Genomic DNA, 20,978 nt, shown 5'->3' with positions numbered 1-20,978 from the left:
CGCCTCACCCTTCGCGCGCCCACCCGCGACGACTTCCCGCACAGCCTTGCCATGTGGTCCGATGCCGAGGTAGTTCGCTTTATCGGCGGCAAGCCATTCACACGCGAGGAAGTGTGGGCGCGACTACTGCGTTACGTCGGTCACTGGGCGTTGCTCGGCTACGGCTTCTGGGTGGTGCGCGAAACCGAAAGCGGGCGGTTCGTGGGCGAAGTCGGCTTTGCCGATTTCCAGCGTGACATGGAGCCTTCATTGACCGGCACGCCAGAGATTGGCTGGGCATTGAGTTCGTCGATGCACGGCAAAGGCTATGCGACCGAAGCCGTGCGTGCCGCCATTGCCTGGGCCGAGCAGAAGTGGCCGGGCGTAGCCACGGCCTGCATCGTGGCGCCTCAGAACGAAGCGTCGCTGCGAGTCGCGCACAAAACCGGCTATCGCGAGCAACTTCGCACCGCATACAAAGGCCAGCCGACCATCGTGTTGCGGCGCACGCCACTCGCGTCCGAATAGGTAGCCCAGCACCCGCCGCCTTCCACCCGCCTCACTCCCCAGCGTCAACGCGCGTCCCCGGTCCCCGCCCTTTGCCGCGCAATCAGATCGCCCAGCTTGTGAACCTGCCGGCCTTCGGCATCAAAATTCGCGTCGTCGAGCCAACGTGGATAGCTCGCACGCAGCGCGGGCCATTCACTGTCGATAATCGAAAACCACGCCGTATCGCGGTTGCGCTGACGATAAACAATCGCCTGCCGGAAAACCCCTTCAAACGTGAAGCCATAACGCAGCGCCGCGGCGCGCGACGGTTCGTTCAGCGAATCGCATTTCCATTCGAAGCGCCGATAGCCGAGTTCATCGAACACATATTGCATGAGCAGGAACATCGCCTCGGTCGCCACGCGCGTGCGCTTCAGACGCGGCGAATACACCACGTGCCCCACTTCGATCACGCCGTTGGCGGCGTCGATACGCATCAGCGCAAACGTGCCGACCGCCTTTCCGCTCGCGCTGTCGATCACCGCGTAGTGCAGCGGATCAGCCGATGCAGCGAGGCGCCCCAGATGCTCGCGATATGCGTCGGCGGTCTCGAACGGACCTACGCCGAGATAGGTCCAGTCGCGGCCATCCGCCGCCGAGTTGTATGCGTCGAACAGATCGGCCGCGTGCGCCTCCACGTCCACTGGCTCGATGCGGCAATAGCGTCCCGCGAGCTGCGCGCGTCCGGGCGGCTTCGCGCCGTTCCAGTCGGGCAGCGGCGCGCCAATTGGCTGGCCGTAGGCGTTGCGTCGGGGTTCCATGTGCGTAGTCCTCGCGTTCTGGTCATTGTTGGTCGTCGGAATCAGATGCACGATACGTCAATCATGGTATGTTAAAAAGATCCAACTCAGACAGATTCGATAGGTCCAGCCGTCATGATCGAAATTATTGGCCCGCTTGTTCATACGGCCGCGAACCGTGACAAAGCCCTGCGCGCGAGCGCCAGCGACCGCGCGGATGCCCCGCACAGCGCGCAAAAGCCCGCGCCGCTGCAGAAGCAGTTGATCGAGCGCCTGCAGCAGGCCATTCTGGGCGGCCGCTTGCCGGCGGGCTCGCTGTTGCCGTCGTCGCGGTTGCTATCGGCGGAAATGGGCGTGTCGCGCAATACCGTGGTGATCGCGTACGAGCACCTGGCGGCGGTAGGCTATGTGGTCGCAGACAAGAAGGGCACGCGCGTAAGTCCGCTCTCGAGCCGCGCGGCGCGCGGCGAGCCGCCTGCCCAGCCCGCCCCGCCCGAGGTGACGTACGCCGCCCGCGTCGGCCAGTTCACGGCCACGCGCACGCATGTCGATAACGCGCTGCCGCTCACGGCCGGCACGCCCGCGCTGGACCGCTTTCCGCTCGCCGCGTGGCGGCGCGCGCTCGAACGGGCGATGGAGCGCTCGCTGCCGCTCGCGCTCGGCTACGGCACGCCGGCCGGTGAACCCGCGCTGCGCGACGCGATTGCCGCCCATCTGCGCATGGCGCGCGGCGTGCGCTGCGAGGGCTCGCAGATCGTGATCACCGAGGGCGCGCAGGAGGCGCTCAACCTGTGCGTGCGGCTTTTCACCAATCCCGGCGACACAGTGTGGATGGAAGACCCCGGTTATCGCGGCGCGAAAGCGGCTTTCAGGCAGGGCGATCTGAGCATCCAGCCGATGCCCGTCGACGCCGAAGGCATTTGCGTGCCGCCCGGCGCGTGGGCCGCGCATCCGCCGAAGCTGGTCTACACGTCGCCTGCGCACCAGTATCCGACGGGCGCGGTGCTCTCCGTGGCGCGGCGGCTCGAACTGATCGCCGAGGCGCGCCGCGCTGGCGCGTGGCTGATCGAAGACGATTACGACGGCGAATTCCGCTACTCCGGCGAGCCGATAGCGAGCATGCAGGGTCTTGTGGACGAGGCGCCCGTTCTCTACGTCGGCTCCTTCAGCAAGACGATGTTTCCGGCGCTGCGCATCGGCTTCGTGGTGCTGCCGCGCGCCATCGCCGAGCATGCCGAAGTGGCGGTGTACGAGATGCTGCGCGGCGGGCATCGGCTGGAACAACTGGCGCTCGCGCATTTCATGGAAAGCGGCGAATTCGGGCGGCACCTCGGGCGCATGCGGCGGCTTTATCGCGAGCGGCAGCAGGCATTGCGCGAAGCGCTTACCGCAGACTTCGGCGCCTCGGAGATTCTGGGCGGCGACTGCGGAATGCACCTGACGCTGCGGCTGCCCGCGCATATCGACGACGAGACGCTCACCGAACGCGCGTTGGCGAGGGGCCTCGGCCCGCGCGCGCTGTCCGGCTTCGCGCTCGCGCCGCGCGGCGCGACCAATGGCCTTGTGATCGGCTATGGCAATACCGCGGCGGACAAGCTCGCGCCGGCCGTCCGCGTGCTGGCTGAACTGGCTGCGGACATGGAAAAACCGCGTCGGCGGCGCGCTTAAGTTTTTGCGTTTGTCCGCGCGGGGCATGTCGCGCTATCGTGTCGTTTATGCGCGGCGAACTGAACACGTCATGTGGACGGGTCGCCCGCATCATGTTCCGCGCGCCGTGGTGCGCGTCGCCGGATGGCTGTCAGTCCGGGCATGAAGCATCCCTTTGGTGTGGTTTTCTATGACGATTTATCCGAGTGGAGATGACATGAAGGAAATCGAACCGACCCCGTGGTTTGAACTGGCCGTTCACTCGCCCGCGCGCGACGGCTGGTACGAGGTGCAACTGACAAGCGGGGACACGGCCTTTGCGAAATACGGCGAGGGCGAGTGGACCGAGAAGCCGGATGACGAGTTCACGCACTGGCGCGGGCTGTCCGCCGACCCGTCGCAAGCGGGGGTGGACGGAGCGCAAGAAGAAGTGAAAGCCGCCGCCGACGGTGCCGAAGCTCCAGCCGAGGCGAAAGACGCCGACGAACCTATCGATGCGGAGGCCACCGCGGCGAACGGCGTACGCGCCGCCTGGAATGCGTTTTTCCCCAGCTTGGCGGAAGAGCAGCATAAGCCGGTGGACGCCGTTCCCAACGGCAAAGCGCCGCATTGACGCATGAAGGGCGGCGGCTTGCTGGCGGCCGCCCTGACAGGACCAGACCTTCGGGCAAAAATCGAATATGCAAGTTAGCCGGGAACCCGTGGCATTGCCGCGCGCCACGCAGTTACTCAATCATGGGCCTGTGACGATGATCACCAGCGCGCACGGCGGGCGCTCGAACGTGATGGCGGCTTCATGGGCCATGCCGCTGGACTTCAACCCGCCGAAGGTGGTTGTGGTGGTGGACAGCCGCACGCTCACGCGGCAGTTGATTGAAGCAAGCGGCGTATTCGGCTTGCAGCTGCCGAGCCGCAAGTTCGCTGCGCAGACGCTGGCCGTGGGCACCAACGCGGGGCTGGAGATCGACAAGTTCTCCGCGTTTGAACTCGAGACTTTCGCCGCCGAAAAAATCGACGTGCCGATGCTGGCCGGCTGCATTACGTGGATGGAATGCAAGGTGATTCCGGACGACAGCCAGCGACACGACCTGATTATCGGCGAGGTGGTGGCCGCCTACGCGGACAGCCGCGTGTACTCGAACAACCGCTGGCATTTCGGCGACGACCCTGACCTGCGCACCTGCCATTACGTTGCGGGCGGGACGTTCTTTGCGACGGGCGAAGCGTTCGAGGTGTCGCCTGCGGCAAATGCCTTGAGCGCTTCGCCGGCGAGCCGGTAACGCACCCATTCGCTTTGCGCGCTTGCGCCGATGGATTCATAAAAACCGATGGCGGGCGCATTCCAGTCGAGCACGCTCCATTCGAAGCGGCCGCAGCCGGTCTCGCATGCGATGCCCGCGAGGTGGCGCAGCATCTGTTTGCCTGCGCCGCTGCCGCGCGCTTTGGGCGACACGTAGAGGTCTTCCAGATACAGGCCTTTTTTGCCGAGCCACGTGGAGTAAGAAAAGAAGTAGACGCAAAAGCCGATGGGCTCGCCGTTCATTTCACAGATGAGCGCCGTTGCCGTGGACGCAGCGGAGAACAGGCTCGCTTCGATGTCTGCGACGGTGGCGACGACTTCGTGCTCGGCCTTCTCGTACACCGCGAGTTCGGTGATGAAGTGGAGGATGAGCGGGGCGTCGGCGGCGGTGGCGGGGCGGATTTGGGTGGTCAAGGTTTTTGGGATTCTGTTCGTGCGTGGGGGTTAAAGTTTAGCGAAGATGCGGGGGCACAGTTGGTCGCGACGAAGGTGCAATCTGCACCTTCGTCGAAGGCTGGCGTCTATTTTTTAACTGGTGAAGGCTTTTCGACTATCTGCAGTGAGGCCCAATTCGGGCCTTGCAGTTGCCCATCCGCCCAACGGATAAACTCGAGTTCCAATAGCCGATTCGCTGGGTCCGCAAACAGCAACACGCTGACCGGTTCACCGTCGGCATCCGCCAGCCTTCCCTCGAATGGGAAGGTGTGCTGGCCAATAGCAGTAGATCGCTCGTAGCCGTCAATGTGAAACAGAATCAGCGATCCGTCCTCGAGTTGCGGTTCCGCACGAGCGCTGGCCAGGTCGGAGAGAAGCTTCTCGCTTTCCTCAGGTGCAAGCCGAGATGCAATAAGCCGAACGAACGTCCTTTCGTTTTCAGTCAGTTCACGACGCATCATTTCACCACGAAAATTGTTCCAACACTGACCTGCCCGTCCGCCCGCAAATACGCCCGGAATTCTACAGGCAGTCCATCCACTGTGATCTGCCTGATTGTGTTCGTGTCGGGAAGCATATCTGATCTCATTGCGTTAATTTCGTCAGCCACCTGTGCTTCTGCGTGGTCAAGGTTAAGACCGTCCTTCACCGCGCGATTTATATAGTGGTCTCTTTTGAATACAATGGCTCCCGCTTCCGTAGCGCCGGCCGGTTTGCATTGCTTCGTCTCCGTCGCCTGCTGGATGCCATTCTTGCTGACCCACATTGGGTCACGAGCGAGCTGGAAAATTTCCCATGCAAAACGAGCACCGGCATACATGATGCATTCAGGACAGACCGGTTGCAGTCCGACCTCCTGCTCGTACCCCAAGCTCTTGATAACACCGAGAAGAGTTGGAGACGGCCCGGCTGGGAACACGCCGGATTCCATGTTGTCGAGCCACTTATCAATTTCATCATCACTGATCGACAAGTCGGGCCCAAGGTTTGTTGACACTGTGCCCGTGCGTCCTGTCAGTGTGCCGTCCGCTGCATAGTTGTAGCTAATTTTGAGGGCGCGTTGCACGTTACCATTACTTGGACTCGCGTCCTCGTAGTAGTTAAAACCGATTAGCCGCCCGCGTGAATCGTAATAGGGATTGGCGACGAACCCCGGACTACTGAACTGAATGATCCGGTGTGCGGTATCCCTCAGCTTGATCGTTAGTGCGTTGCCTGAAATCCTGTCGGTGATTGAGTGGAGATTGCCAGCGGCATCCTGTGTTATTCCCCATTCGCCTGTTCGCTGGTCGTTGTCGTACCTTTGAGCGAAAATCAAGTGGTTCGATGCGTCGTACACCATGCCGTACGCCCGCGTGGGCGCGTCGGCCAACGTTGCCGAAAATCCGTCGGCTCCCGTCGCATCAGTGGTGCGCCTCTCGCTGAGGCCCGTCAGATTCCCGTTCGCGTCGTAGACGTATGTGCGTAGCCATCCTGGCGTTGCGACCATATAGGGGCGCAGCCTGACGGAGTCAGCATAACTGACCGACGTAATTGATGTTGCCCCAGAAATGCTGGTTGAAATGGACTGGATGGGACGATTGTTAGTGTCATATTTGTACTGGACGTTCTTGCCGTATGGCGTAACGTCGCTGGTCAGTTTCCCTCCTGCGTCCCAGCCCATGCTGTACCCTGCATCGTTCCCTGTCGTACGTAGCATTCCCCCGATCGTGGCGAAGTTGAAAGTTGTCGCGCGTTGACTGGTAGTTATTGTCGAGACGTTGGGCGCGTACGAGAAGGCCACGTTCTGCTGCGCGTTCGGGTGCGTTACAGCCGTGGCACGCCCCATCGAGTCGTAAGTCCATGTTCCTACACGTGTGCCCGTTTCGTCAGTCACGCCAGTGAGAGCGCTCGTGAACCGCGCGTCCTCGTAAGCGTAATGACGGGTGGTCCCATCCGGCCAGCTGACAGATATAAGGTTGTTATACCCATCGTAGCCATATTGCGTAACGTTCTCGTTTGAATCCGTGAATTGAGTAATACGCCACTTTGCATCGTAGGTTAAACGGATGCTAAGGTCGTAATACGGATTTGAGCCGGGTGCATGGTCAGTAATCGCGATTAACAAACCGGCAGCCGGTGCAATAGATGCGGGGGTATTGGCGTCGCTATACGTAAGCGTCGATGTCCTACCATCGTGTTCGGTTACAGACAGCAAAACTCCTTGGGCCGAATAGAGCTCGCGCGCACCGTTAGTCAAGTCATCAAGCGTCCACGATGACGAGTTTTGGGTCAGTAATAGTGGCGTTCCATCCGCTGAACGCCATCCGCTAGAGACTTTGTTGAAGATGAGCGGATTAGCATCACCGCGGTAAGCAGTGACTTTCGGCGTAGCACTGTTAACGTTGGTGAGGTTTAACTGGCGCTGCCAGTTGTGAACCCAAAGCGAACCGAAGCCGGAGTCCATACGCATAACCGGACGAGCTCGGTACGTCCTGCTGAAAACAAAAGGCCGGTCGTCACCGCTGTGGAAGTCGACTTCCTTGACAGTTGTTGAGCCCGAACTCGGATACACAGGATCGGCTACCGGGCAACTGTTATCCGCGCTTGCGTCGTCGGGAGGTGTGCCGCACCACCTGGTGATTCGCGACGGCTCGTTCACGCAATAGTGATTCGAGAGATTGATTGGAGTATTGCCCCACGCATTGGCAAAACATGTCGAAGTTCCCTGTATCGCTCCCGATCTGACATAAAGAGGTGCACAGACTCCGTCGCCGCTGTCGGCGTTTGCTCCAGGCGCAACCACCAGCGTTAGGAATGCAGCCAATAGGCGAGCCGTCCTGCCGGTGAGACCTGCGATAATCCCACGGTTTTTCATCGTTTTCCTTAGTTATGGGTTGTGCGAAGCACAAGCACGCTATAAGGAATTCGAAGGCCGAAAAATCCGATAAATCCTAAATCAGCCGTGAACCGCGCAGGAAGTCGTTTGGCCGACAAAAAGTGTGGGAATTACCAGGCGTGTATGTCATCCACGCACCATAGGCAATGCGGATATTGCCTAGAGCGATGCATAGGACAGCCAGCGAGGCAAACAGCGCAGGCGGAAGTGAATGTCCGCTTAGGGCTAGGCGACAGGCTGTTGGGAGGCGGCTTCTGTCGATCGCGTCAGGCAGTATTCGGCCACTTTCTGCCGCTCGCGCCAGCCATGCGGTTTGTCGTTCCAACGACTGGTCCACTCCAGAACCCGCCCGATCGCGTTGGAAGGCGACGGTGTGTACGGTGGCGGCTGCCAATGCCCTAGGAATGCATTTGCAGCGACGAATGTATCCACTCGCGAGTGCTGAAAAAAGGAAAAAAGGAGCGTAACGCTCGTGTCGGGGCGGCTCGGACCGTCCTGGCACTACCCATGCCCTGTCATTGTTAGAATGTCGCTGCTTAGCGTTGCCTAGCCGGTTCCCAGCGCGGCGGCGAATGTAGAATTAGGGTAAGTAGCAGATTGCGAACTCGAAAACCCAGCGGGGGAACCAAATGAATAACGAAACCACTGCCAGTCTAAGAATTACAATCTGGCGAGCGTATCGGCCGGCGCGAGCGCTTGCTGTGTACACATCCGGGGCGATGCCAGTCGTAAGCGTGACAAGCTCCGCCGACGCCCCTCTTCATCGCGAGGTCTTCTCATGGCAGGCCAGAGAGGACATTTGGGGTGGACTTGACGACGACAAGACTCGGCTGGAGCTCATGGAAAAATTCCGGACGGATTTCGATGCGCTTTTGCCACCAGCGGATCGGTCAATTGACAAGTTCGGTCGTCTGCTAGACGAGTTGCGTCCCGTAGCTACGTCTAATGCGTCCAAATGGACTGCGAGTTCGCAAACTGATACCGACGATCCCTCGGTCAACTACGGGGTTAACGCGCTCTTGGCCTTTTATAACCAAATGGCATGGGTCTACAAAATGTTCAAAAATGCCCCTGACGCGTCGGTGACAGTGAGATGAATGACTACAAACTTCTGAGCCCAGCGGTAACGGGCACCTTGCTAGATAAGCTTTTCGCGGCCTCGGCAGATCGAAAATTCGTGTTGTCGGTGCATGAAGACAAGTGCTTCGGTGAAGAAAGGTTGTCGCTCGGCGAAATTCTTCTTCCGGTTGAAGATCGCGAGTTTGCGGCTACAGGTAACACTGATCGGACTGGCAGTTTCGAGTGGCGGGTCGCGTCGCGCGAACACGTTCATGCCGGCCTGATTAACGCACTCGAAGTGCCTGCCGGCGAAAATGAACAACAGCGCGCAAAGCGAGAAAAGGAAATCGCAAAAATCGACCGAGCATTGGATTTGTTGGCGGCTCTTGCGACGAGACTCGGGCTCATACATCCTACTTTTGACGCAGATAGCCTCTCCGATTTTCCTTTCAAGCGCCCTGTTACGATCGTCACGGACACTGCGGCCATAGCACAAGGCGCATTGGATTTCGTTGCGCGATTTTTGCATCCCGCTGCCCGGATTAAAATTCCGGCTATCGCGCACATGGAAATCGTAAATCAAGGTGACCGGTATTTTACACAGAGACGGTCGGGGAAACAGTCAAAGGCCAGCACGCTCTACGATCACATGATTAGTCAGGGCTCACAACGCGTATTGCTTCGGTTGGAATTGCATTCCGATGTCGAAATTGAAAGGACGGCGGTAATGAGTGAGCCTTTGCGGAGCGCATTCCAGCCGGAGCGTGAAATTTCCGATCTCAACCTGAGTGCACCTGTCCGCAGTTTTTGTGATCGCCTGATTTTAGAAGTTGCACGACAACACCAAGCTTACTCTGCTCCTGGACACAGCGTTTATCTTCTTACGGCGGACCAAGGGTTGGCAAGAATGGCAATGTCTGAGGGCATTAGTCCAATCTACTATGCATCACCGGTCGCGGAAGATTTCCTTGGTAAGGTTTTGAGCGGCTCTACCTTTCATCCGCTGACAGGTGCGCTTCACATAACGCCTTTGACAGACGTTCTGTGGGAGTTGGCTGCGGCATTCGGTAGTGCTCGACTTAGCCTAGCCAACAATTCTGCATACGTCGACGTTGCTACGATCGGCAAGGATTTGACGTGGTCACCATATCATTCGAAGGAAGACCTGCTATGGGTCAAAGTGGTTGGTGAAATAGAAAGAGGGGTGCCTCATGAAGTCAGATCGCAAACGGAATCTTCGCTTCCTGCAGAGCCCATAACCGAGCCAGTCGCCGTCGAAAAGGCGACTGCGGCGGTGGAGACCTTTCGTACGAAAACTTCAATGTCACGGTTCACTGTCGACCGGTTCATCGATCTCCTGAATCTTTTCGAAACCACAAGAATCGTGTCAATGAAGGCTCTCTTAGAAACATTTTCCTTCACGGAGAGTTCTTGGGCTGACTACCGTCGGCTATTCGAGTCAGGTGAACTAATTGAGCCAGCCAAGGGCGGCTGGTCTGCGACCGAGCGATTGCACGGAATTTGGTCAGCGTGTGCCGCGCGAGACTTCGAGTCACTTAGAGAGGGTTTGCAGAGGATTCCATCTTGCACATCGTTTTTTGAAGTTCTGAAAGACCTAAAGAAGATGAATCTGGACAATACGCCATTTCCGTCGAGAGTTCTTTCTGGATATCAGGGATTGGCAGAAATTGCTTGCATCGGCGCCCCAATTGCTGGGGACGGATTCTATTCGACCATCTTTAACCCAACGCCTATGAATTTCGCGAAGATTGCAGTTTCGCGTTTTCATCAGGTTGCAGGCGGCGAGAAGCTTGCTTCTGTTGGAGCATGGCTCGAGGCCTTGGTAAAGCATGACGGCATTCATCCGCTCAATGCGCGCGCACGACTGCTGGAAGCACACGGCGCGAAGCTACTGTCGCTCGTCACAGAGGGATCAACGACCGACACGCGGCACGAACGCAAGACATTCAAGGTCCTCGGCCTCCAACGTGGCAAACCTATTATAAAAACGGAGTATTTCTACCGTGGAGATTTTTTGATTCCGGAAAAATCAAGCACTAGCTTTCGATTGGAGCTCGTCAAATGAACTTGCGCGAACGACTTGCTCGGACTGCTAGCGATCCGACCACAACTTCTGACGTTATCTACGAAAACTTCGGCTTTCGGAAAAACCCGTTTCCACCCTCGACGCAGACCAACAGCAATCCGCATGCTCCTACCGCCGCGAATGAAGTCATCGATCAACGTATCGAAAGCTTCATACGCGATCACCGGTCTCAAGTCGTCGTGGTGGAAGGAACTCAAGGGGTCGGAAAAACGAATCTTCTTAACTACTACGAGCAGGAGCTAACTGACGTTCTTACGGAAATCGAGGGTTTTTACGTGGTGCGATATCTGGCTGATCCAGAAGCGTCCTTTGACTCAACTCTGCGAAGATTGATGCAGGAGTTCGATCCGTCGAGGCTGTCAAGGCTAGGGGCGGCATTGTCGGAAGATTCCACTGTCATCGAGCAGGCGAAAGGACGAGAGATTCGCGTCGCCTTACAGCATCTCGCAACTGCAGTCGAAGAGGCTGGTGAAGACGGTGTTATCGACACAGTGAACGCATTTTGGGAGTGGTTGCAAGGCCTCCGAATCTTGAATCGCCATAAAGATTTGCTTGGCGTGCAGTTTCGTCTGGATACAATTGAATCGAAAACCTTGGCTTTTAGGGATCTCGTTGTAGTAAGTAGCGGGGCTGGGCAACTGTCAGGTATCTTCTTGCTTCTCGATGAATTAGAGAAGCAGGACGGGACCTTAAGCCCCACGCAAGTTGTGCGATATTTGTCTGCTATGCGCGCAATTATTGACGCATTGCCGGATCATTTGTTTATGCTGCTGGCAATAACGCCTGACGCTTTGCGGCGATACTCGGTGGCTTTGCCGGCGTTTCGCAGTCGGCTGCAAGATACAGTAGAGCTTCATCCTCTTTCGAGCGAGGAAGAGGCGTTGCGGCTTGCCAACTTTTACATCGATCAAGCAAAAGCCGAGGCGCGGGGAAAGAGGCCGACCGGGCGGTCCGATACGTTCGCTGCAGTCTTAAGCAGTAGGGAGATTGGGGCGTTGTTCGAAGAACAATATAAAAAGGCCGCGCAAAGAGGGGATGACGGAGTCAGGCAGCGCGAATTTCTGCATGCTTTGCACCTGAAAGCGGAACAGCGAATTCAGCAGCACGTTGCGGATAATGTGCAACCAGCGGCAACAAAGCGGTCACCAACCCGTAAAAGCGTGACGCGGAAACGTGCTGAGTAGGGCGCAAACTCAGAACTTGTCGGGGCGAATGAAGGCGAAGGCCGTCTCTGGCTGCGTGTTTGGGACAATCTGGTGCACGGCGTGAATTGCTGAGGAAAGGGTGATTCGACCACTTGGCGGTAAACACAACTAAAGGGGGGGCCCCGAAGAGTTGGTGTTCCTCCCGCTGTTCGACGCCGCCACGGTCGGCAACCCCTCATATTGCTGATGTAGAGCCCCTAGCCGCTTCAATGATGGCAATGCCGCCCGATACGCCGCGCGAATGGCCGTTCTAGTTTGGAACGAGCCATAGCCCTTCGCTGGGCCGAAAGACAGTAACGGGTCGATGACGGCCCGAAGCGGATCGCTCTTCGGCGAGCACCCTATGCGATCAGCATCGCACCGTGATCGGCCATGCACCGACACTGGGCAGCGACGTGCGCATTGTTGGCAATGGCGCCTTACTTCTGAATGCTATAGCATCTGGCGGTTAATCCAATATTTAGGAGAAAATGTAATGGCAGACGATGATTCAGAGAATCCGATGGAGACTGCCAAGGGTGCAGTTGAACTAATCGGCGCCGTAATTAAGGTTGCTGGTGATCATCCAGACGTTAAGGCTGCTGGAGGTAATCTTGCAAAATCTGCGAAGACACTGACCGAATTTATTAATGTCGGGTTGCTTCCGATAGCAGCTATCAATTATGGCTACGGGAAGGCTAGATCATACTTCGAGAAAAAATTCATAACTGACATCGAGGCGGCTGCGGGAAATATTCCGCCTGAAAACCTGCAAGAGCCAGCTTCTTCAGTAATTGGTCCCGTTCTTCAGGGACTAGCCTTCACGCACGAAGACGATAATCTCAGGGAGATGTATCTCCGGTTAGTGGCTACCGCGATGGATACCCGTCGTGCGTCGAAAGCCCACCCGGCGTTTGCCGAGATCATAAAGCAATTGAGTGGATCGGAAGCGGGGATTTTGAAGACCACACTCACTCATTCAGCACTTCCCGTCGCAGAAATTCGTCTTAGTGCGTACGACGAAAAAACACAATTTTCTAAATTTTCTTTTGCGGAGAGTTATCGAATCTTGCAAACACACGTTATTCCGTTTGGCAACAAGGACGGCACTCCGATCGTAAATCATGATTTTCCGGCAATGCTAGACAATTGGGTGCGGCTTGGACTCGTGAGTGTAAGCTACGAGACAGCATTTGCTGGCGACAGCTCCTATGATTGGGTAAAAAGACGCCCAGAATATCTTTACTGGGTTCCGCAAGATGCGCCACCGAAAGGAAAATTGGACGTAGCTAAAGGTCAACTTAAATTAACTGCCTTTGGTCAACAATTCGCAATGGCAATCGGCGCTAAGGCATAGGCATAGGAGCGTACAAATACGCCTCGCACTGAAGTTTGACTTGGAGTTCATGTGGTTGAATTGCCGCTATCAAGCATAGCAACTGACTGCTTCGGGTCGGTTTTGGCCCTTCAGCACACGGTAACAACCAAGGGTATGTAGACCAACAACTGGGAAGATCAAGGACAGCGCACGCTCGAACGTTGACGGCGACCGTGGGCGATAGGACAGTCGCCCCGACGCTGTGACGACAATTCCTTGAAAATCTTAGCTCCGAGCACGGATGCGGTCAGTGCTCCATCGAATAATACATTGCGGTCCCACAGGTTCCACACGAATGTTCTTGAGTGTAGGTCCGTCTCATTAGTCGACGCGTGCGCATGTAGTCGCTGCCGCACTTGCGACACGCTGGTCGCTTCGATGTACCGGGGGGATGCATCTTGATGTACCAGTCATAGGTCTGTTGTTCATAGGTCCGCATCTTTCGATAGCGTCGGAAAGCCGCCCATGCGATCAAGCCGCATACTAGGAGTTTCAGGAGGTTCCCTGATACGTCTCCTGACGATAGACCGGAGATGGCACTAAGAGCGTTGACACCCGCCCCGACGGCTATCAACAAAGCTACATATTTACTTACGGTGCGTCTCATGGCTATATAGGTGATTCCGAATTGGCGTGGTGACGTACTGCCAAGCATGGAATAACTGAGTGGCAGACTGAACAAACGGCAGTTTTGCCCAAAACTTTAGGCTCGCATCAGGCGATCAAGGGCCGTATCCGTTTTCGGTCAAAATGCGTTGCATGCACGGATCAACGACGGCTCCAGTAAAGCGTCGGCTTTAGCATAGGCCGAGGCGTCAATGCCATCGCAGAAGTCCGCGCGAAGTTCCACAGTCAGCCCGCCTTCCCACGCGTCCTACGCCCATCAGCCAAAATCAAAAAACACCAGCCGAGCCACTTGCAGTACCCTCAATCCCCTCCCTTATAATCATTGAGTCGTCGGGAGACACCCACGACCAGGTTTGACAGCCTGACTGTTACGTCCGCACCCCGCTCACGCGGGAGTGCGTCTGCTGCTGCGCGTCTATATTCAATGGGCGGGCTGTGGTGGGGGAGCCGCAAGGCTCGCCGGCTTGACGTAACACCGGTCTGTCAACCCTGCTACATGCCCGCTCACCCTTCCCAAAAAAAGCGTGCCCGGGCGACCCACCAAATCAAGGGAGATCGCACACCATGACCAAGTCAACCAAGCCCGAAGCAACGCCCTCACGTCCCCCCGTCGACGCCCTGCAATACGAAAAGCTCGCCCTCTCCGCGTTCGACCTCTGCGACCGGAGCCTGACTCAACTGGACACACTGATCACACTCGCGTCCTCAATATGTAGGAATCCTGCTATTACGCGCGACGAGCGTCAGCGTCGTCAGAAGCTGCTCGAATTGCTGATCGAAACCGCAGAGCAATATCAGCAGGAGCTCGAATGCGACCGCGAGCTTTTCCAGGTCATCGCATTGGATGCAAAGGGCGTCCCGCACAGCCGTATCACCGCGCGCCACGCGGCGAACCTGCTGAGGGAGGCATCGCAGAAAGGCGGGGCGTCGCAGGCCACGGCGAACAGCAAACGCCGCAAAAGCCCGTCCGCGAAAAGCGCCGCGGCGTTGACCGTGGACCTCGCTTCGCGTCCGCTCATCGCCCGACGCCAGGTCGAACACTGAGCGAATATTGAGCGAACAGCGAGCCGCAAAGACAATGGCGGGCAACAGCAATGCCGCATAACGCGCTAGAACGATAAAACGCGCGACAACCCGCTCATCCACGACTCAACCAGAATCACGCCTTCAAAGGCAACCAGATCTCGAACCCGCCCATTCCGCTAAGCGGATCGAACTTCTCGTCGTAGCGCTCGAAGCTGGGCGCATCGGCGGGGGCCTGGCCCGATGCCGGCAGCCACGTGTTCCAGATGCTGTTCCACGTGCGCCCCACCGTCGACACATGCTCGCGGTGACTAAACACCGCATAGCGCTGCGCGGCAATTCGCAAGCGGCTGAGTTCGGCGGGCAAGGCCGAGAAGTCGCGCACTTCCACGCCGCACAGGTAGTCCATGTTGCCGGCGTCGTCCGCGTTGTAGCAAACGCCATACGCCACGTTGCCCACCTGGCCGGGCACTTTGCCGAAGTACTCGTTAAAGCGCTGCCACTGCGACGGAATCGCGGCCGCGCCCTCCAACGTATAGCGCTCGCTCAGACCGGCGACGAGAAACGGCCTGCCGTCTTCAAAGCGCGGCGGCTCGAGTTGCGTGAGACGGGTTTCGTCCATTTTGATCGGCTCCACGATGACAAGGTTGTCGAGATGACCACGCGCGCGCAGCGCTTCGGGCGTGAGTCCGAATTGCTCGCGAAACGCGCGCGTGAATGCTTCGTGAGAGCCGTAACCGGCGTCGATGGCAACCGTCAGTATGTCCGGCGCGCCGTCCGCGAGCCGTCGCGCGGCCTCGCTTAAGCGCCGCCCGCGCACATAGCGCATGACCGGCATGCCCGTCGCCGCTTCGAAAGCGCGCGCCAGGTGAAAGCGCGACACGCATGCGCAGTTGGCAATGTCGTCGAGTGTCAGTTCTTCGGCAAAGTGGCTTTCGACAAACCACAGCGCTTTTCTAACCGGATTCATAGCGGCCCTCATGTCAGCAGGAGGCCAGCATAGCCGCACGCCAACGCGTGCATTTGATCGCGCTTGCGGTTTTGCAGTCGGCGCCAAGCAACGCATTTTGCGCACACGCAGCAACGGCTGGCGCTCGCGCAATCACAACCGCGAGCGCATCCACGCAACACAGCCGCGCGGCGCCAGCGAGCCAGCGCGTTGAATGACGATCACAGGTTTTCCGTCGCCGCCGCGTTGCCCGACGGGCGAGGGCGTTGGGCGGCGGCCGCGCCGTGTCCAGTGTCGGCATCTGCATGAACGGCGGCGTCCGCACCGCCAGGCCGCCCCGCGCGCAACATCAGACCGCCAATCACGCCCGCCGCCGCTGCGAAAATCGCGCCGAACGCGAACGCCACGTGATAGCCGCTGTTGAGCGCGGCGAGCGCGTTTTGCGTTGCCAGCATGTCGCCGCTGCGCGCGGCCGCAAGACTCGCGAGCACCGCGAGGCCGAGTGCGCCGCCCATCATGAACGACGTATTGACAATGCCCGACGCGAGCCCCGAATCGGCCGGATCGACGTCGCTCATTGCCGCGAGCAGCACGGGATTGAACGCAATGCCAGCGCCGAAGCCGAGCAGCATCATGCCGGGCAGCACGTCGACGACAAAGCTTCCAGCCACCGGCGCGCGGGCAAACAGCGCAAGACCGCACGCGGCAACCAGCAGACCGACCGCGAGCGGAATACGCAGCCCGAAGCGCATCACCACGCGCGCGGACAGCCCTAGCGAAAAGAATCCCATGATGAGGTTCGCCGGCAAGAACGCGAGTCCGACTTGCAGCGGCCTATACCCGAGCACGCGCTGCAAATACAGCGCGGAAATGAAGAACCACGCGAACATTGCAGCGGCCCACAGCACGCCGACCACATTCGCGGTCGCCACGTTACGCAGGCGGAACAGGCCGAGCGGCATCAACGGATGCTGAACGCGCGACTCGATCAGGAGGAACGCAGCGAGCAACGCGAGTGCAATGAGCAGCAAGCCGAGCGTTTGCGCCGACGTCCACCCGGCTTCGTTGCCATTCACCACGGCGTACACGGCGAGCATCAACGACACAGTGACGGAGACAGCGCCGGCCACGTCGAGCCGCTCGCCGTGCGCGTGACCACGCGCGGACGGCAGCAGCGCGACGCACAGTGCATACACCGCAATGCCGATAGGCAGATTGACGAGAAAGATCCAATGCCAGCTGAGCAGATTCGTCAGCAATCCACCAAGCAACACGCCGATGCTGCCGCCGCCCGCGCAAACGAAGCCATACACGCCCATTGCTTTGGCACGCTCGCCCGGCTCGGTGAACAGATTCATGATGAGCGACAGCGACACCGCCGACACGATGGCGCCGCCAAGACCCTGGACGGCGCGCGCGCACACCAGCAGCACCTGCGAGTTGGCGAGCCCGCAAGCAAGCGACGCCACCGTAAAGAGCGTAATGCCGCCGAGAAAGAGCCTGCGATGACCGTACAGATCGCCAAGCCGCCCGCCAAGCAGCAGACAGCCGCCGAACGTCAGCATGTACGCGTTGACCACCCATACGAGCGACGTTTCGGTAAAGCCGAGATCCGCGGCAATGGACGGCAATGCGACGTTCACGATTGTCGTGTCGAGCACGATCATCAGCACACCGAGGCACAGCACCATGAGCGCGAGCCAACGTTTATTGCCGTGGATGGAATGGGTCATGCGAGGGCTCCTGTGCCGCGATTGACTGTATAACGGCGGCTTCGAGGGTGTTGCCAGATTGAACGCGATGCCGGACGGGCCCGCCGCCCGGTGCGATGTTGACCAGCCTGTTGGAAGAACGTGGAGGGCGAGGGGTTTTTCAGTCTAGCACTCGCCGGATTTGCGTCACAACTACGAGTTCCTGGGCGCGGTGGACTTCGTTGGATGTTCAAGTTTTCTCCGAGAGCAACTGAGGCGCAAGCTCGCGGTTCTTCAACTTTCCTATGTTTGCCCCGAATCACGACAAACACGCGGCCATCTTCTGATGCACTGCGTCGACGATTTGCGTGCCGAGCTTAACCGGGTGAAAGCTGACCGAAACTTTAAGAGTTGTCGGATGTGAAGATATTCAAATCTCCTTAACAGTTGTCGAGCCGACTCCGGCACTAACTGACAACAAAAGGAGAGGTATGAAATCGTGGAAATGGAAAGACGCATTAGCGAGCCCACGTGTCCGCTTTATCGTTGTGCTCTGCATGCTGATATGTGGCACTTACGCCAACGCCGCAACTTACATGCAGTGCATGCAGGTTTATCAGAAGTCTCTAGGCATTCCTGGAACGCCGAATTGCGCTGTACAGGTGGCAGGCACCGCGCCCATGTCCAATGGCAACGACGATCCGTACAACGCAATGAATTACTACAACTGTCCTAACGCGACAAGTTGGATTGCGGACTATTGCGGCGGCGTGCCGGTTCCGCCGCAGCCTGACGAGTCTTGTCCAGTAGCAGATCCAGTGTTTCCAGCAAAGGGAATCGTCACGCTCTCTGAGGCCGACTTTGCTAGCGGCGATGTTTCCCCTCTCGTCTTTAGACGCACGTATGTGTCAAAGCCATTTGACTCCGCACAGACCATGATGGGCCGAAACTGGGTCAACAACTGGCAGCGACGGCTCGATCTGGCCGCAGTAAAGGCAAGTGTCCCGCACATTGTTGCCTATCGTGGTAACCAGCAGCCAGTGACGTTCAGTTGGAGCGGGGGAGCGTGGGTTGTCGCGGGAAGTAAAGCACTGTCCTTGAGCAAACCCGGTGACGGCTACTTTTACTTGAAAGACGAATTGCTTGGCACCACGGAAGGGTACTCGGATACCACCGGGAGGTTCGAATTCGAGCGCACGCGTACAGGCATGATTCGCAAGCTTGCTTATGACGATAGACAGCGAGTGGAAGCGATCGGCCAATGGCCAATCGACAATACAGCGCAGTCGTCAATGACCATCACCATGACATACGACAGTAGCGGTCGTATAACCAGCATGGTACGTCCGTCCGGCCAGACTACTCGATATTCGTACGATGCCGCGGGCAATCTCGCATCCGTGACCGAACCAGACGGTTATGTCCATCAATACCTGTACGAGGATGCGCGCTTTCCCAACGCGATGACCGGCATAAAGGATGAATCCGGGTCGCGAATTGCAACGTGGACATACGACGACAGCGGACGTGCGATCACTGTCACGCATCCCGACACGAGGCGCAATACGACGTTGAGCTACGGCCGCGGGAGCACGACGCTAACTGATATGTCGGGAGTGAGCACATACAGTTTCGATGTCCTGGATACCTTGCGTCCTCGTTCGATCGCAACGCCGGGAGGCACGGTGTCTCGCACTTGGGATGTGGTTGGCAATCTCAAGCAGAGGCAGACGCCAGACGGGGATGTTCAGTACACGTGGGATAGCGAAAACCGGCCAACGAAAGCCGTTGCAACCATCGGTGGAAAGAAGACGGTAACAACGATCGAGTACAGCGATAGTACTTCGTTGCGCCCGCATCTCGTGGCCACGCCTGGCAAGGTGAGGGCATTTGTCTACGATTCCGCCGGGAATGTGTCGGGCTACGCCGAAAGGCAGACGACCGATCTAACGGGAGAGCAGGGACTACAAGCCGTCGGGACGGGAAGTCAGTTGACGGTCGGTGCTCGCTACGATGGTGCGGGGCGGTTGCTGTCTGCCACAATTGCCCAGGACGGTAGGACGGTGGAGGATTGGAGCTATACGTACGACATCAGAGGCAACATCGCCACGACACGCGACGCAGTGTCAGGTTGGGAAATGCGAACTCTCGCTCGCGACGCCTCAAACCGGGCTACGCAGATTGCAGGAAATACTGGCCAGGCGGGAATGAGCTACGACGTGCGCGGGCGAGTCTCTTCCTTCGAGTACAACGAGAAAGCAAGCGCTGCCAACGGCGGACAGAAGCGCTATCTGGCAGTCCAGTATAGCTATGGGCCCGATGGGAGGGTATCGAAACGTACCGGAATAGTTTCAACGAACGGAGGCTTTCCGCAGACCATCAGCGACGCTGTAATTGATGCGTGGCTCACGAACTGGGAGCTAGGCAATGATCCAATTTCGCCGCCTGCGGACTTCAACGGGGGCGGTTCTGATTCGACCAAGTTCATTCCACCGCTCTGCGTTGAATGCTACATGACCTGGAAGGCCGCGCTTACGGGCAAGCTTTTTAGCGATGAGCTGAGCGCGACGCTCCCGAGGTGGGGCGACACGGCAGAGCTGATGTTGAGCGATCAATCACAAGTTCCTTACCCTGTTCTTGTGCCTGACGTGACTTCCTCGGCGAAGCGGTTCGCGCTTTATGGCCCTATTACGGGGGCCGTGAGCAACGAAGGTGGGATAGTCAAGTGCGGCGGCAGGGAAGAACACTAGAGCGAGTGCTTTGCGCAGTATCAAGTCGATATGACAATGTGCAATGGCCTCGCGCGCGCACTAGGTGTACGCGGCGTTGCTCTCTGCAAGCAAAACGCATTCCGAAATTACAACCAATGTCGAGGTTACTGATGGTTAAGCACACCCCCTACGCGGTGATTGTTACCTATGCTGAAGATCGGCAGCAGTTGATCGTCCAGGCCGTCGATCCTGCCACGCTCGCGTCTTCGGTGGCTGGCAAGCTGGAAATGCCGATTTTGCTCAAAGAATGTGATCTGAAGCTTGACGACGAGTTCGCACGGCGACTCGGAGTCGCAATGCTCAATCTGATTGCACTAGGCCAACCGAAGATCGAGCAATATATGAACGTTACGCAGCAGCCGATAGACGACCATGACGATCCGGCCGAGCCGATAATATGAGCCGCGCGAATGATCAAAATCGACGATACGTTCGCAGGACCGGTAGGCGAAGCCATGCTTAGCACAATCGCATTGGGTCAACGGGCTATGGGCTCAATACATGAGCGTTACCATCAATTCGATCGACTAGCTGTAACGGCTCACAGATCCGTACGATCAGTACGCTGAGGCGGCTAAGGGAGGGCGAGCAATGACCTCGCCCTTTTCGCCTATAAATCCCGACCAGTCGCCGCGATCACCCCCCACCCAAAATCCCATAC

The 20,978-nt window shown here is 58.0% G+C and carries 16 protein-coding genes; 10 read left to right on the top strand and 6 right to left on the bottom strand.

Going from position 1 to position 20,978, the window contains the following annotated elements:
• Nucleotides 1–507 (top strand): GNAT family N-acetyltransferase (locus JNB89_RS30145; RefSeq protein ID WP_220364651.1); only part of this gene is annotated, 507 nt, incomplete at its 5' end.
• 44 nt (nt 508–551) lie between these two features.
• On the opposite strand, the gene JNB89_RS30140 is transcribed toward JNB89_RS30145, so the two are convergent.
• A complete protein-coding gene (locus tag JNB89_RS30140; RefSeq protein WP_220364650.1) occupies nt 552–1,289 on the bottom strand; it encodes a GNAT family N-acetyltransferase in 738 nt (245 codons plus the stop codon).
• Between the two features lie 114 nt (nt 1,290–1,403).
• Here JNB89_RS30140 and JNB89_RS30135 point away from each other — a divergent pair, with 114 nt between their 5' ends.
• The 3 genes from JNB89_RS30135 to JNB89_RS30125 all read left to right on the top strand — a co-directional run bounded on the left by JNB89_RS30135 (nt 1,404) and on the right by JNB89_RS30125 (nt 4,195).
• The gene (locus tag JNB89_RS30135) at nt 1,404–2,936 is read left to right on the top strand and encodes a PLP-dependent aminotransferase family protein (RefSeq protein ID WP_220364649.1); all 1,533 of its coding nucleotides are present in this window, start codon (nt 1,404–1,406) and stop codon (nt 2,934–2,936) included.
• 196 nt (nt 2,937–3,132) lie between these two features.
• Nucleotides 3,133–3,528, top strand: a complete 396-nt coding sequence (locus tag JNB89_RS30130) for a hypothetical protein (RefSeq protein ID WP_027214963.1) — start codon at nt 3,133–3,135, stop codon at nt 3,526–3,528.
• A 67-nt stretch (nt 3,529–3,595) separates the two neighbouring features.
• Nucleotides 3,596–4,195, top strand: coding sequence for a flavin reductase family protein (locus tag JNB89_RS30125; RefSeq protein ID WP_220364648.1), 600 nt, complete (start codon nt 3,596–3,598; stop codon nt 4,193–4,195).
• Here the strand turns inward: JNB89_RS30125 and JNB89_RS30120 are convergent.
• From JNB89_RS30120 to JNB89_RS30110, 3 genes are all read right to left on the bottom strand, one after another.
• Nucleotides 4,102–4,629, bottom strand: coding sequence for a GNAT family N-acetyltransferase (locus tag JNB89_RS30120; RefSeq protein ID WP_135890949.1), 528 nt, complete (start codon nt 4,627–4,629; stop codon nt 4,102–4,104). The genes JNB89_RS30125 and JNB89_RS30120 overlap by 94 nt on opposite strands.
• Nucleotides 4,630–4,736: 107 nt before the next feature.
• The gene (locus tag JNB89_RS30115) at nt 4,737–5,111 is read right to left on the bottom strand and encodes a DUF6984 family protein (protein ID WP_220364647.1); all 375 of its coding nucleotides are present in this window, start codon (nt 5,109–5,111) and stop codon (nt 4,737–4,739) included.
• A complete protein-coding gene (locus tag JNB89_RS30110; RefSeq protein ID WP_220364646.1) occupies nt 5,108–7,507 on the bottom strand; it encodes a DUF6531 domain-containing protein in 2,400 nt (799 codons plus the stop codon). The genes JNB89_RS30115 and JNB89_RS30110 overlap by 4 nt, the downstream gene beginning before the upstream one ends.
• Before the next feature lie 1,114 nt (nt 7,508–8,621).
• On the opposite strand from JNB89_RS30110, the gene JNB89_RS30105 reads away from it, so the two are divergent.
• The 4 genes from JNB89_RS30105 to JNB89_RS30090 all read left to right on the top strand — a co-directional run bounded on the left by JNB89_RS30105 (nt 8,622) and on the right by JNB89_RS30090 (nt 14,927).
• Nucleotides 8,622–10,673, top strand: coding sequence for a hypothetical protein (locus tag JNB89_RS30105; protein WP_220364645.1), 2,052 nt, complete (start codon nt 8,622–8,624; stop codon nt 10,671–10,673).
• Complete coding sequence (locus tag JNB89_RS30100) at nt 10,670–11,878, top strand: hypothetical protein (protein ID WP_220364644.1); 1,209 nt, start codon at nt 10,670–10,672, stop codon at nt 11,876–11,878. The genes JNB89_RS30105 and JNB89_RS30100 overlap by 4 nt, the downstream gene beginning before the upstream one ends.
• Nucleotides 11,879–12,374: 496 nt before the next feature.
• Nucleotides 12,375–13,235 (top strand): DUF4393 domain-containing protein, encoded by an 861-nt coding sequence (locus JNB89_RS30095; RefSeq protein WP_220364643.1) that lies wholly within the window; start codon nt 12,375–12,377, stop codon nt 13,233–13,235.
• A 1,212-nt stretch (nt 13,236–14,447) separates the two neighbouring features.
• Complete coding sequence (locus JNB89_RS30090; protein WP_220364642.1) at nt 14,448–14,927, top strand: hypothetical protein; 480 nt, start codon at nt 14,448–14,450, stop codon at nt 14,925–14,927.
• A gap of 115 nt (nt 14,928–15,042) precedes the next feature.
• On the opposite strand, the gene JNB89_RS30085 is transcribed toward JNB89_RS30090, so the two are convergent.
• Nucleotides 15,043–15,876: an AraC family transcriptional regulator gene (locus JNB89_RS30085; RefSeq protein ID WP_220364641.1), complete on the bottom strand. Its 834-nt coding sequence runs from the start codon at nt 15,874–15,876 to the stop codon at nt 15,043–15,045.
• Nucleotides 15,877–16,076: 200 nt separating this feature from the next.
• The gene (locus tag JNB89_RS30080) at nt 16,077–17,588 is read right to left on the bottom strand and encodes a DHA2 family efflux MFS transporter permease subunit (RefSeq protein ID WP_220364640.1); all 1,512 of its coding nucleotides are present in this window, start codon (nt 17,586–17,588) and stop codon (nt 16,077–16,079) included.
• Between the two features lie 449 nt (nt 17,589–18,037).
• On the opposite strand from JNB89_RS30080, the gene JNB89_RS30075 reads away from it, so the two are divergent.
• Together JNB89_RS30075 and JNB89_RS30070 are read left to right on the top strand one after the other, a co-directional pair.
• Entirely contained in the window at nt 18,038–20,296 is a 2,259-nt protein-coding gene (locus JNB89_RS30075) for a DUF6531 domain-containing protein (protein ID WP_223216897.1), read from the top strand.
• Nucleotides 20,297–20,427: 131 nt separating this feature from the next.
• Nucleotides 20,428–20,718: a hypothetical protein gene (locus tag JNB89_RS30070; protein WP_220364639.1), complete on the top strand. Its 291-nt coding sequence runs from the start codon at nt 20,428–20,430 to the stop codon at nt 20,716–20,718.
• The last annotated feature ends 260 nt before the right edge of the window (nt 20,719–20,978 follow it).

It is taken from the genome of Paraburkholderia phenoliruptrix, assembly GCF_019511605.1.
Taxonomy (GTDB): Bacteria; Pseudomonadota; Gammaproteobacteria; order Burkholderiales; family Burkholderiaceae; genus Paraburkholderia; species Paraburkholderia phenoliruptrix_A.
Note: the sequence above shows the minus strand (reverse complement) of the source record. Positions and strands in the feature narration are given on the sequence as shown.